Here is a 13797-nt window from a genome sequence, read left to right on the forward strand (position 1 = left end):
ATAAATGATAAACAATGAAACCACAAACAAATCACCTCCACGAAGGTATAATTGTAGATTGTAAGAAAATGACGGCCACCTCATGGCACCTGAAAATAAAAGTCATGCCACCGGGTGACTTTGACACCGAAAAAATAACGGGTTATGTGCTGCCGGTGCTTATCGGTAACAGCGCGGTGGGTCCCCCGTCAATCAGGCGGCTGATGCTCTGGAATTACGATGCTATCCGTCATATCATTGACCTCACCATTCAGTCATCGGAAGATACAACGTTAGCCGGCTGGCTGGGGCGCCTGGAAACGGGCAATGTTATTCAGTGGGGGGAGCCGGAAGAAATCGTTACCCGGCAATTAAAAGCCGACAGTTACTATCTCATCGGCAACACAGATGCACTGGCCTTTTTCTATCAGTTCAACCGAAACCTGCCTTTTGTGAGTAATGTACAGAGTTTCATTTACAGCGAACATACCGGTGAGTTTTTTCCGGATATTGACGGCAGCTACCCACTTAATTATCATATTATTTACCCCTTCAGTCCCGAAAGGGTGCTGGATTTCTTCAGGCATCATTTCAAAAAAGCAGCAGGTGACTTTGTGGTATTACTGGCTGCAGACAAAGGCATTAATCAGCAGTTCCAGCGCTTCCTGAAAGCGGAGTGGCTGGCCGGCGAACATCAGATTAAAGTCGCTAACTTTGATCCATCATACTAAACTGACAAATTATGTACCCCCTGCTTGCCGATAAAATAGCCCGGATGACCTCCATCGATGCGGATGGCATGAAGACCGTATTATCTTACTTCAGGCATCTCCAGGTTAAAAAGGATGAAATCCTGTTGAACGAAGGAGAAAAGTCCTCCAGGATCTATTTTGTATTAAAGGGTTGCCTGCGTATTTACTTTCTGCAGGCCGATGGTACAGAAGCCACCAGGTACCTGGCTTTCGAGAATAACTTCGCCAGCAACCTCGTCGGACTCATTACGCAGGACCCGTCAGAGGAATTTATCCAGGCAGCAGAAAGCACGGAACTACTGTATATCCATGCTACTGATTTTTTCGGTTTATTAAACACTGTTCCCGGCTGGGAGAAATTCTACCGGTATTACCTGGAGCATGCCTATGTAAATAACACCAGGCATCTGATGAGTTTTCTCACCATGGACGCCACCGAAAGGTACAGACAGCTGCTGAAAGAAAACCCGATCATTGTACAAAGGCTGTCCAACAAGATGGTAGCCAATTACCTGGGGATTTCGCAGGAATCCCTGAGCCGCCTGAAAGGAAGGCTGAACGATTAAAAATTATACTAACATGGACATCACATACAACGGTGAAAAAAAATCACCGGTATATATGCCTGCATCCGTTGTTGCGGTGGTGGATATTACCCCGCACTTCCGGCGCATTACCTTACAACATGAACTGATAAAAGAAGTCGGTTTTTTACGTCCCGGCGCCCATTTTAAACTGATGTTCCCTTCGGGAAACAACGGAGCCGTTCAACTTCCTGACGTATCTTCCGGCAGGCCGGTATGGGCCAACGAGGCAGATAAACCGTTAGTGCGTACCTATACTGTCCGCAGGATAGACCGGAAAAAAGGTACCCTGGATGTTGAATTCGTGTTGCATGGCGACAATGGCCCTGCCGCTGCCTGGGCTGCAAAGGCTGCCATCGGCGATACTGTAGGCGTCGGTATCAAGCCGGGGAAACAGGACGCATCTTTTGCCGACTGGTACCTGCTGGTGGGCGACGAAACAGCGTTGCCGGCTATCGCAGCCATGCTGGAAGCATTCCCGGAGAGCGTGGGTGGCGTCGCATTGCTGGAAACAGGACAGGCGTCGGAGATATTTCAGATCGCAACCAAGTCTACTGTTGAAGTGAAATGGCTGATTCGTGGCGATGTGCCCCCGCAGTCATCGGAGCTATTGTTGAACGCCATTAAAGCGATTTCCCTGCCCGACCTCGCACCTGGAAAGCGGCGTCTCTGGGTAGCCGGTGAAGACAGTGTGGTGAAAGAAATCAGGCATTATTTTAAAAGCATGGACGGCATTGCCCGGGAAGAGCTAAATACTACCGTGTATTGGAAATCAGGTATGAGCGAAGACCTGTATCAAAATATCCGGCACGGGGAAGCAGGGGCACGTTAATTAACAATTATGCTATTAAAAGTCCGGCTGTATGACAACCGGACTTTTGTATTGTATGACATGGAAAGCGGCTATTAGTTTTTCAACACCTCGCTGAGCTCCACGACCTTGCTGCGCTGGTCCATATCGATGAAGTGCTTAAACACAGCAGCATGACCGGCTCCAACAATAATCATTACACGTTCATCTTTTTCTTCGGTGAGCTTCTGCACCAGCGAATACATATAAAGATTCCGCTTATACCATGCATCTACCACGTCGGCACCGGTAAAGTCTTGTAAAGCGCCCCCTCTGTTCAGCAGGGTGAGGTAGAGTCCCAGATTGGTATTCCGGTTGGCCGTGGTGTTCTTCTCCAGTAACAGCTGTGTAAGGGAAAGTTTCTTTCTCAGTGCGTTATCCTCGTCACCAACCTTCTTTATCTGCGCGTCTATGTCCTGCTGCAAGGTTGCTTGTCCGGCTTTTTTCATGGCCGACTGCAGACTGTCATATGGCCAGTTCATCTGGTAATCTATCGCATGTATCTTTCGCAGGCCGGCCTTTTTACCCGCCCTGAAAGCCAGTTGAAATATTTCATTCTGTAGATAAAATTTGCTTTTGGGAAACTTAGCCTGTACATGGTCAAAATAGGCGTCTTTCAGGTACAGGTCATACAGCGTATCCAAGGCCGGTTGATCATTATACTCCCATTCCACAAATATTTTAGTTGGCCGGAACTTCTTTATATGATCTGTTATCAGCGCCAGCTCCTCCTGGGATTTTGGGCTCATGACATCAAAATCCGCCGATTTAGCCAGATCCAAACCAGGATTATTAAAATGGAATACGCCGATCAACAGTGTTTCTTTCTGTTGCCGGGCATTCACGTTGGCAGCGAAACACAGTAGCGCTACCGAGAGGGCTAAATACAATTTCATACACTTATATTTTAGTGTAAAGAAACAGCAATGAACGGAAATGGGATTGTACAAATGTAAACCAGGTTAAAAAACAAGCCACACGTTCTCCTTTTCGGTGTCTACTTTACTGAAAAAATCGGAAGGTGTAAAATGAGTAAGCCCTTTAAAATCCCGGATAAAATGGGACTGATCATAGAACTGTGCAAGGTGGGATAACGCTGTCAGGCTCCCCGCATTTTGTTTTTCAGAAATGGAGCTTCTGAAGCGGTGTATTTTCCTGAATTCCGCGGGTGATTTTCCGATATGACCGACAAAAATCCTGTTCAGATATTGTCTCGATATATGGTGCTTTCGCGCGATGTCATTAATCTTTACGTCAGACACCACATCCGCAAGGAGCGCTTCCATGAAGGAAAAATCCTTCCCTATTAACTTTGAAAGCCAGTATTCTTCCAGCTGGCTGATCTGTGATTGTCTGTCAGGGGTGTTAAATATGGTATTCATCGTATCCCGGTAATCTCCAAAAGGATCAAAACTGGTGACCCCTTCTTTGAACAATGCCTGTACGTTATCTATAAACCGGTTTATTCCCAGTGGCTTGAAATAAATGGTCATTTCATCCGTAACAGCATATTGCACAATCTCAATAGGTCGTACATAGCGGCTCACCAAACTGGCACAGACATTATCCTGCTGAGCAGCAGAGACGACAATACTATTTTCGGTTAATACCAGGTCCGTATGCTGATAGACGGCTGCGATACAGTAATTATTCGGGAAAGTCAGGTATTTTATCGGCGCAGCAATCTCTCTCTTCTTTATAAAGTAAAAGCCTTCGATGTATTCCTTCAGCGTTTCATGAGATGGTTTATAAAACTGTACTTCCATTAGGCAAAGCGCTCAAAAATATCCTGGTAAATATATATTATTTTCCGCCATTTAAGTAGCCGTCCCCGGCCGTTTTCATCGTGTAGGCCTCCGGGTAATGAAAGTATTTTTAAAAATTATTTTACCGAACGTTTGGTAATTTAAAATATTCCCCTACCTTTGTTTCATGAGACCGCAAAAAATAGACGACGCAAGGCTGATAGATGGACTGATGTCCGTACTTCAATCCAAAGGATTTGAGGGCGCCAGTCTTAACGATCTGGCCAAAGCCAGCGGTCTGCAGAAAGCGAGTCTTTACCACCGGTTTCCCGGCGGGAAAAATGAAATCGCCGTTACGGTGCTTCATTTTATACACGAGTGGATCCGCGAAAATATCTACCTGGTGCTGACAGAAAAAGGGGTAGCTCCTGCCACCAAATTACAAAGGGCGCTACAGCATATCCGCCAGGTGTATCATAATGGAGAAAAGACCTGTATCCTCAATGCGCTCTCCCTCGATTCAGGGCTGGTAGTGCTGGGCGATGAAATCAGTAAGGCCATGCACCTCTGGCTCGATGCCTTTACCGCTCTTGGCGTTGAAATGGGCTTCACCACCGCACAGGCGAAAGCCAAAGCCAGGCAGTCGCTTATCCAGGTACAGGGCAGCCTCGTACTGGCCAAAGGCCTGGGCGATCCCACCCAGTTTCATAAAGCGCTGGCAGATCTGAAACTGCTTTTCACCAACGAGTAAAATTTTTTTCATCATAATTTTACCGAACGTTCGGTAATAAATTAAATAAAACTTAAAAACAAAATACTATGAGTACCGTAAGACACAACACCACCCTGGTAAACGGAACAGAGATCTTTTACAGAGAAGCCGGCCAGAAAGGTAAACCAGCCCTGGTATTACTCCATGGCTATCCTACCTCTTCGCATATGTACCGCAACCTGCTGCAGCAGCTGGCCGGCGACTTTTACCTGATCGCACCCGACTACCCGGGATTCGGCAGAAGCGCCCAGCCCCACATGGCCGACTTCGAATACTCTTTCGACAACTTCGCCAACATCGTGGAAGGCTTGCTGGACCAACTCGGTCTCCAACGTTACAGCCTCTACCTGATGGACTACGGCGCCCCTGTTGGATTCCGTATCGCCTCCGCCCATCCTGAAAAAATCGATTCGCTGATTGTGCAAAACGGTTGCGCCTATGATGAAGGACTGGAACAGTTCTGGGACCCCATCAAATCCTACTGGAAAAACAAAGACGACAAAGCGACGGAACGCATCCTCGAAGGCTTCCACAGCATCGACGGTCTGCAGTGGCAATACACCAACGGCGTCGCCGACACTGCACTGGTAAGCCCGGATAACTGGGAACACGACCTGCGCCACATTCTGCGCCCAGGTAATAATGATATACAACTCCAGCTGTTTTACGACTATCAGCAAAATGTTGCCCTGTATCCCAAATGGCAGGAATACTTTCGTACCTACAACCCCGAAATGCTGATCGTATATGGTAAGAACGATTACATCTTCCCGGTAGCCGGCGCGGAAGCGTATAAAAAAGACGTAAAGAACCTGGAATACCACCTGTTCGACACCGGCCACTTTGCACTGGAAACACATGGTGATGAAATCGCCGCCGCCATCAGAACATTCCTTCATAAAAAAGTCGCCCGCAAATCTCAGCCTGCCGCCTGATAAACCGCTCCATATGAAACACTCCTTATCCTTTCAGCGTTTTTTAATCATTCTGTTTATGATCACCACACTTTCTGCCAATGCCAAAGAATACCCGGTGTATTACCGGACCATCAAAGTCGACGGTATCAACATCTTTTACAGGGAGGCCGGCGATCCTTCCAAACCTACGTTGCTACTGCTGCATGGGTTCCCCTCCTCCTCCCATAATTTCAGAACGCTCATCCCCCTGCTGAAAGATGACTTTCACCTGCTGGCGCCGGATTACCCCGGCTTCGGGTTCAGCGACATGCCGCCGATGTCAGCCTTCGACTACACATTCGACAACTACTCCCGCTACATCGAAAAATTCCTGCAGCTGAAAGGCGTTCAGAAATGCAGCATGTATTTCTTCGACTACGGCGCGCCGGTAGGCATGCGCATCATCCAGCGCAACCCGGCCATCCTCGAACACCTGATCGTACAAAACGGTAACCTCTACGCAGAAGGACTGAGTGATATCCTGAAATCCTACCGCAAAAATATCGATGAAAATACAGAAGCCTCCCGTGCGAAAGTCTACCAGGCATTCGAACTGGAATACACGAAGTTTGAATACCTGCACGGCGTCAGCGATCCGTCAAAGATCGCCCCGGAAAGCTACCAACTCGATCAACTGCTGATGGACAGGCCAGGCAACAAAGAAATCCAATACCGGCTGAAATATGATTACCGCTTCAATATCGCGGAATACCCGCAATGGCAGCAAACCTTGCGTACACTGGCGCCGAAAGTGCTGATCGTCTGGGGAGAGCATGATCCTGTGTTCCTGAAACCCGGAGCGCTTGCCTTCAAAAAAGATATGCCTGAAAGTGAAATACATTTTTACCCTACGGGGCACTTTGCCTTGGAAGAATATGCGGTGGAAATTGCAGAAAGGATAAGGGTGTTTTTGAAGGCAAACTATTAATCGTTTTATTCACCTTCAAACACAACATAGGCTGTCTTAAAAAAGACAGCCTTTTTCGCTTCCGTCGTTTTGCCTGTAAGGCAAGCATTTTTCGTAAGCTACGCCTGCGGCGCTTTCTTTATCGCCCCGGCAGCCACCAGCGCTCCTGCCAGGCTCACCACTGCCGCGGCCAGAAACGCTGTCTGAAAGCCGCCGTTCAACGCTTCCACATCACTCATATCTCCTGCTTTCAGCACACTGGTTTTCGCCGAGGATATCGCTACAATCACTGCCAGTCCCAATGCGGAACCGATCTGGTAACTGGTGTTCACCAGGCCGGATGCCAGGCCGGACTCCTCCGGCTTCGCGCCGGATATAGACGCCACCGTTCCCGGGATGTAAGCCAGCGACATACCGACAGCACCTAACAACGACGCCGGCAATACATGCGTCATAAAGCTGCCGTTGACAGGCGCCATGCTGAAAAGAAACAATGCCGCCGCCAGCGCCAGCAAACCGCCCACCAGGTTAGGTTTGATACCGAACTTCGCCATCAGCTTCCCGGTGATGATCACCATAAACAACATAATGGTAACCGTCATCGGCAGCAATGCCAGCCCACTGTTGAAAGCCGGCAGGTGCAGCACCTGCTGCAAATACAGGTTCAGAAAAAACCATAAAGGAATCCAGGCCGCCGCCATCAGTGCCATCACAATGTTACCGGCAGAGAGATTAAACGCCTTAAAAATCGATAAAGGCATCAGGGGCTCTTTCCGCTTCTTCTGTAACGCCACAAAAACAATCAGCAACACCACTGACAACAACAGCAAACCCCATGTCCGTGCTGATTGCCAGCCGGCGCTCTCCGCGGCCACGATGGCGTATACCATCAGCACGAATGCCGCAGTGGCCACCACAGCGCCAGCCAGGTCAATACTCCCTTTGCGGTGCGTACCTTTCAATAAAAGCGAAGGACTGAGCGCCAGCACAATCACACCAATAGGGATGTTGATCAGGAACACCCAGTGCCATGACAGCCACTGTGTGATGGCGCCACCGAGAAACACGCCGGCCGAGCCACCGGCGGCAGCCGAAGCTCCCCAGAAACCCAGCGCTTTGTTCAGCTCCTTCGGGTCGGTGAATTTTGTCAGCACCAGCGTCAGCGCTGACGGAGCTATCAGGGCAGACCCTAAGCCCTGCAACGCCCTGCCTGCGTTCAGCGAAGCCTCAGACCACGCTACGCCCGCCAGCAGCGAGGCGACGGAGAGAATAACAAAGCCCCACATAAATATCTTACGGGCGCCGAATAAATCGGACAACCTTCCGCCCAGCAACAGGAAACCACCGAAGAAAATCACATAAGCATTGAAAATCCATTGCAATCCGGACTGGGAATAACCCAGGTCGCTCTTAATGGCAGGCAACGCCACCCCGATGACAGAGGTATCCATGATGACAATAAATTCCGCCATGCACAGTACGAAAAGGGCCGCCCACCTTTTTTTGTAGGCAGCCTGTATGGGTACAACAATTGTTTCTGAAATCATATGACCAATGTTTTTGTGTGAATGTATTATGGCAGCTGCAGCAGTCCCTGTGCCCGTTGCAGCCGCACATGGACCACCTTGTGGAGGTAGATCGCCTGCAGATGATTGAGCCTGGCCTGCGTAAGCGCCAGCTCGGCATCCGTTAATTCCAGCCGGGTACTGAGGCCGTTCCGGTAGCGGTCGTCCATCATACCGTAACTGATCTGCGCCAGTTCCACCGTCCTTTGCTGTATTCGCAGCTGCTCATTGGCTTCTTTCCATTGGGACAGCAACGACGCCAGCTCGGCTCTGACAGACTGCTGCAGATCATCCTGCCCGATCATCTCCTGTTGTTTCCGGATACCGGCCTGGCTGATTTTGGCTTTGAGCCGGTTGCCGGTAAAGATGGGCATGGCTATCTGTAATCCCACGAAAGAAGTGGGCGGCCATACATACTGGCCCAGCCTGAAATTATCTGCCTGCGCCTGCACCTGGTACTGCCCTACCGCGTTGATCTGTGGCAGCCTTTCGGCTTTCGCTGCCGCGATGTCCACCGCGCTTTTTTCGATCAGCAGTTGCTGCACGGCCATGTCGTTGCGGCGCTGCACCGCCGTAGCCATCGCCTCTTCCAGCACATAAGCGCCTGTAGCGGGCATTTCGGCGGCGAGGGTATCTGACAGTTCCAGCGCGGTGCTGTCGTCCATACCGATCAGCCTCTTCAGCTGTATGCCTGCCACCTCGAGGTTGTTATGCAGATAAGAGATCGATGACCGCAGATTTTCCACGGCAATAAAAGCGCGAAGGGTGTCCTGTTTCAGGCTGCGGCCCTGTACGAACAGGGAACGGGTGTCTTTCAGCGCTTTCTCGTTGCGCTCGAGGCTTTGCTGGTGAAGCGCCAGTTGTGACTGCATCAGCAGCATATCAAAATAGGCGATGGATATCTGTGTGCCGAGGTTTCCCTTCAGGTCGGCCGTTTTCTCCCGCTGGATTTTTTCGTCATAGACCGCAGCCTTTGTCTGCCGCCATGCCCCTTCGTTGAGAATAGGCTGGCTGGCAGACACCAGGCCGTTAAACGCATTTTTGCCGCCTACGGCTACGTCCTGCACCGGCTTAGCGGTGCCTGCGAAAGAACCGGGCAGGAAGATGACCTGCCGGTCGAAATACCGCTGGTAACCGGCGCCCGCCGCCACATTGGGCAACAGCCGGCTCCTTGTTTCCCTGGTGACTTCTCTCCGGTAAGCTTCTTCCAGCGCCTGTATCTGCAGCTGCCGGTTGCCCGTTGCCGCCAGCGACAATGCTTCGGGGAGACTGATTCGTTTGGCTGTCTGCGCGCTGCCGGAAATGGCCATCAGCAACAGCAGTATGATGAGATTACTTCGTTTCATGATGTTGTATTTAAAAATCAACCGGCATATTCCACTTCTTCGGTGGTCACCACCGGGTCCGGCTCTTCTTCCACCACTTTCCGGCGCTTGCTGCCGGACAGGTAGGAATACACCGCAGGAATGATGAACAGCGTCAGGATACCGGCGAAGATCAGCCCGCCGGCGATGACGATGCCCAGCGACTGACGGCTGTTGTGCGTCATCGCAATCGGCAACGCGCCGAATATCATCGCCAGGGAGGTCATTAAGATGGGACGGAAACGCTGCTCCGCCGCCTGGATAGCGGCATCGAATTTCGAAAGGCCGGTGTCTTTCAGATGGTTGGCGAATTCCACGATCAGAATCCCGTTCTTCGTGATCAGCCCTACCAGCGTGATAATACCGATCTGGCTGAATACGTTCAGGCTCTGGCTGAACCAGTCAAGGCTCAGCAAAGCGCCTGTCACCGCTACCGGCACCGTCAGCATAATGATCAGCGGATCACGGAGGCTCTCAAATTGTGCGGCAAGGATCATGTAAATCAGCAGCAGCGCCAGTATCAGCGTAAAGGTGATATTGCCCTGGCTCTCTTCGTAGTCTCTCGACTGCCCCGCCAGAGAGGTTTTGAAATTAACGCCCAGCACGTCCTGCTGAATGCGTTTCATCTCATCAATCCCTTCGGCAAGACTTACCCCTGGCGCTAATCCTGCCGATACGGTGGCAGATGTATACTGATCGTACCGGTAGATGGAAGCAGGACTGATACTTTCCTTAATAGCGACCAGGTTGTCCAGCGAAATCATTTCCCCGCCGGCGGATTTTACATAGATGGTTTTAAGATCGCTGATCTTACTCCTGTTTTCCCGCTCCAGCTGACCGATCACTTCATACTGCCGGTCGTTGCGCAGGAAGTAACCATACCGTTGCCCTGACAGTGAAAGCTGCAGCGCTCTTGCCACTTCCTGGATGGATACGCCCATCAGCGCCGCTTTCTGCCGGTCGATGCTGATCTGCAGTTCCGGCTTGTTGATCTTCAGGTCGGCATCCACGAACATCAGCTTGGGGCTTTTCCGCGCCGCCTGCAGGAATTTATTCAGTGCAGCAGACACCGTGTCCAGCGCAGGGCCCTGCAATACGAACTGCAGCGGCATACCACCGCCGTAACGGGTACCGATGGTGGGCGGCAGATAAGGGAACAACAGCAGTCCCCTGAAATTGCCGGAGGCGGCAGCATATTGATTATACAGGTCCTGAACGGATGCTTTGCGTTCTTTGGGTTCCTTCAGGTAAATACTCTGCACCGCGAAACTGGTAGGCGCCGGCGCAGGGATGAAAGAAACGGCCACCATGGAATAGGTCTGGTAAAGACCTTCAGTGGAATCATTGACGTACCTGCCTACTTCCGTCATCTGCTTTTTCATATAGTCAAACGACACGCCTTCCGGCGCTATCGCAATCAGGCTCATATTGGAACGGTCTTCCACGGGCGCCAGCTCGGAAGGCAGTTTCCTGCCGACGAAATAAATCACCGCGCCGCCTGCCAGCAGGACCACCCAGGCCATCCAGCGTACCTTCATGAAACGTTTCAACAACCAGGCGTAACCGTTATTCATCCGGATAAAGAAGGGCTCTGTCGTCCGCTGGAACCAGTTGGGCCGCTCATGTTTTTTTAACAGGTAAGCGCTTAACATAGGCGACAACGTGAGGGCCACAAACGCAGACACCAGCACTGAACCGGACACCACGATGGCGAACTCTTTGAACAGCTGTCCGCTGATACCGCCCATGAACACGATGGGCAGGAACACCGCCGCCAGCGTGATGGTGGTGGAGATCACCGCGAAGTAAATTTCTTTTGATCCTTTAAAGGCCGCCTGTATCGGTGTCATACCTTCTTCTACTTTCTTGTAGATGTTTTCCAGTACCACGATCGCATCGTCCACCACCAGTCCGATGGCCAGCACCAGTCCCAGCAGCGTCAGCACGTTGATGGAGAAGCCGGCGATATACATAATGAAGAATGCGGACAGGATAGACACAGGGATAGCCAGCACCGGGATAATGGTAGAGCGCCAGTCTCTCAGGAACAGGAAGATGATAAGCACCACCAGCGCAAAGGCGATGAACAGCGTTTCTTCTACTTCTTTGATAGACTCGCGGACAGGTTTGGTAAAATCGAAACCCACGATCAACCGGTAGTCTTTCGGGATTTCTTTGCGAAGCTGTTCCAGGCGACGGTAGAATTCATCCACCACTTCGATGGCGTTGGCGCCGCGCTGGATCTGGATGGCGATACCGATGCCTACGCGGTTCGCGTTGCCGGTTTCATTGATGATAGCCGTGCGCTCGTTGAGCTCTCCCAGTTCAGCAAACCCGATGTCTTTCAGGCGGACAACGGAAGTGCCGGATTGTTTGATGATCATCTCATTGAATTCTTCAGCGGTGGTAAGCCGCCCCATGGTGCGGACGCTCAGCTCCGTGGTGCTGCCTTCGATTTTTCCCGAGGGCAGGTCCATATTCTCCCGGAGCAGCGCGTAGCGGATATCTTCCGGCGTCAGCCGGTAAGCGGCCAGTTTCACCGGGTCAAAACGCAGGCGCATGGCATATTTATGCTCGCCTACCACGGCCACCCGGTTGATGCCCGGAATAGACTGCATACGGTCTTTGATGACCGTGGAAGCGAGGTGGCTCACTTCCTTAATATCTTTGGTATCGCTTTCCACTTCGAGGAAAGCCACCAGGTTGTCCGCAGAACTGGCTTTCTCCACAATTGGCGGGTCAACGTCTGCGGGCAACTGGTTACGGGATTTCGCGACTTTGTCACGCACATCGTTTAAGGCATCTTCCAGGTCCACATCGCGGTTGAATTCCACGGAGATAACGCTGGCCTGCTCTCTCGATTCAGACGAGATGGTACGCACACCGCCCGCTTCTGCCAGGGATTCTTCTATAGGCCTGGTGATCTTGGATGCGATCACATCGGGGCTGGCGCCGGGATAGAAAGTGACGACTGAGATGACCGGTGCTTCCGTCAGCGGAAACTCGCGGATACCCAGGTTCTTCCACCCTACCAGTCCCATGATAATGATCAGGACGGAGAAGACGCCTCCCAGTACAGGTTTTTTTATGCTTAGTGTTGGTAAGTTCATGATCGTAGGTGATTTGAAGTCTTATTTGGATGCCACGGCCTGTACCGGCGCGCCGTCGCCCAGCCGGAGGATGTTGGAGACGATAACGCTGTCCCCGTCCGCCAGCCCGGAAGTGATCACGGCATGTGTCTCCGTTCTGCTGCTGATTGTTACCGGCGCCATTTTAGCCGTCCCGCCTTTTTTCACGAAAACAGCGTAACCATTACCGCCTGGTATCAGCGCTTCCGTCGGGATAGTGATGCCTTTGGCGTCTGCACCGGTGGTGGAGAAGAATACCCTGGCAGACAGTCCTCCTTTCAGCTTGCCGCCGGGATTGGCCGCCACGGCCTGCACCAGGATGCTCCTGTTGTCAGCATCCACACCAGGCTCTGTGGCCCTGATAGTGGCCGTATACTGATCGGCGGACAGTCCCGTTGTGAAATGCACCGTACTGCCAGTCTGTATCAGCGGCAGGTATTTCTCGGGTACCGCGAAGCTGATTTTGATCTGTGCAAGGTCTTGCAGGCTGACCAGTTCAACGCTGGGCGTCACATAAGCGCCGGCCACCATGCTGGTGATGCCGATGCTGCCGGAGAAAGGCGCATGGATGGCTGTTTTCGCCAGCTCCGCCTGCAGTATTTCTTTCTGTGCCTGTAACATATTCAGCTTCGTGGCTACTTCGTCGTACTCCTGCTGCCTGACTGCTTCGGTCCTGAGCAGGTCCGCCAGCCGCTTTTCATTGAGCGCCGCCAGTTGCAGCTCTGCTGACAGTTGTTTCAGCCGCGCCTGCAGGTCGGCATCATTGAGTTTGTATAAAAGCTGCCCCTGGACTACATGCGCTCCGTCCTGGAAGCCTACCTGCAGGATACGCTGGGGAACTTCGCTTCTGATAGTGACTTCCCTGAAAGGAAGGGTGGTACCGGTAATGCTTTCATGCTGAGTCAGCGCCTCCTCCTTCGCCAGCACTATATCCACGGGGACCGCCGGTGAAGGCGCCGCAGCTGCTTGCTGCGGGGCAGACTTACCGCTGCTGCAGGCAGCAAGGAAACTTGCTGAAACAGCCAGTGAGAGCAGGATCGGATGAATGGGAATTCGAAACATAACATTTTGATTGATGTGAATGCTTATTGTTTTCTTTGTCCACAAATGTAGATCCGGCTACAGCCCTGGCTATTATACTATAGGCCTAAAGGTTTGTAAGATTTTATACCGCTGCTGGGAAACAAAAAAGGTT

General features: G+C 51.5%; 12 protein-coding genes. 6 read left to right on the forward strand and 6 right to left on the reverse strand.

Annotated features, from left to right (window positions below; all coding sequences use genetic code 11):
* Positions 1–14: 14 nt before the first annotated feature.
* The 3 genes from HF324_RS25055 to HF324_RS25065 are packed head-to-tail and all read left to right on the forward strand — an operon-like array spanning position 15 to position 2147.
* Positions 15–710 (forward strand): siderophore-interacting protein, encoded by a 696-nt coding sequence (locus HF324_RS25055; protein WP_168861094.1) that lies wholly within the window; start codon positions 15–17, stop codon positions 708–710.
* Positions 711–721: 11 nt separating this feature from the next.
* Positions 722–1297 carry a Crp/Fnr family transcriptional regulator gene (locus HF324_RS25060; protein WP_168861095.1) on the forward strand — a complete coding sequence of 192 codons (576 nt, stop codon included), beginning with the start codon at positions 722–724 and terminating at the stop codon, positions 1295–1297.
* 13 nt (positions 1298–1310) lie between these two features.
* Positions 1311–2147, forward strand: coding sequence for a siderophore-interacting protein (locus tag HF324_RS25065; protein WP_168861096.1), 837 nt, complete (start codon positions 1311–1313; stop codon positions 2145–2147).
* Positions 2148–2221: 74 nt separating this feature from the next.
* On the opposite strand, the gene HF324_RS25070 is transcribed toward HF324_RS25065, so the two are convergent.
* Both HF324_RS25070 and HF324_RS25075 read right to left on the reverse strand, forming a co-directional pair.
* Positions 2222–3061, reverse strand: coding sequence for a DUF5694 domain-containing protein (locus HF324_RS25070; RefSeq protein WP_168861097.1), 840 nt, complete (start codon positions 3059–3061; stop codon positions 2222–2224).
* Between the two features lie 66 nt (positions 3062–3127).
* Positions 3128–3931: a helix-turn-helix domain-containing protein gene (locus tag HF324_RS25075; protein ID WP_168861098.1), complete on the reverse strand. Its 804-nt coding sequence runs from the start codon at positions 3929–3931 to the stop codon at positions 3128–3130.
* A 166-nt stretch (positions 3932–4097) separates the two neighbouring features.
* Here HF324_RS25075 and HF324_RS25080 point away from each other — a divergent pair, with 166 nt between their 5' ends.
* The 3 genes from HF324_RS25080 (at position 4098) to HF324_RS25090 (ending at position 6566) form a co-directional block, all read left to right on the forward strand.
* A complete protein-coding gene (locus tag HF324_RS25080) occupies positions 4098–4661 on the forward strand; it encodes a TetR/AcrR family transcriptional regulator (RefSeq protein WP_168805484.1) in 564 nt (187 codons plus the stop codon).
* A 68-nt stretch (positions 4662–4729) separates the two neighbouring features.
* On the forward strand, positions 4730–5617 hold the full coding sequence (locus HF324_RS25085; protein ID WP_168861099.1) for an alpha/beta fold hydrolase: 888 nt from the start codon (positions 4730–4732) through the stop codon (positions 5615–5617).
* A gap of 13 nt (positions 5618–5630) precedes the next feature.
* Positions 5631–6566: an alpha/beta fold hydrolase gene (locus HF324_RS25090; RefSeq protein ID WP_220101235.1), complete on the forward strand. Its 936-nt coding sequence runs from the start codon at positions 5631–5633 to the stop codon at positions 6564–6566.
* Between the two features lie 98 nt (positions 6567–6664).
* On the opposite strand, the gene HF324_RS25095 is transcribed toward HF324_RS25090, so the two are convergent.
* The 4 genes from HF324_RS25095 to HF324_RS25110 are packed head-to-tail and all read right to left on the reverse strand — an operon-like array spanning position 6665 to position 13664.
* Positions 6665–8092: an MFS transporter gene (locus tag HF324_RS25095; RefSeq protein WP_168861100.1), complete on the reverse strand. Its 1428-nt coding sequence runs from the start codon at positions 8090–8092 to the stop codon at positions 6665–6667.
* A 26-nt stretch (positions 8093–8118) separates the two neighbouring features.
* Positions 8119–9456 carry a TolC family protein gene (locus HF324_RS25100; RefSeq protein ID WP_168861101.1) on the reverse strand — a complete coding sequence of 446 codons (1338 nt, stop codon included), beginning with the start codon at positions 9454–9456 and terminating at the stop codon, positions 8119–8121.
* A gap of 17 nt (positions 9457–9473) precedes the next feature.
* Complete coding sequence (locus HF324_RS25105) at positions 9474–12584, reverse strand: efflux RND transporter permease subunit (RefSeq protein ID WP_168861102.1); 3111 nt, start codon at positions 12582–12584, stop codon at positions 9474–9476.
* 21 nt (positions 12585–12605) lie between these two features.
* Complete coding sequence (locus tag HF324_RS25110) at positions 12606–13664, reverse strand: efflux RND transporter periplasmic adaptor subunit (RefSeq protein WP_168805494.1); 1059 nt, start codon at positions 13662–13664, stop codon at positions 12606–12608.
* Positions 13665–13797 lie beyond the last annotated feature (133 nt).

The organism is Chitinophaga oryzae, assembly GCF_012516375.2.
Lineage (GTDB): Bacteria > Bacteroidota > Bacteroidia > Chitinophagales > Chitinophagaceae > Chitinophaga > Chitinophaga oryzae.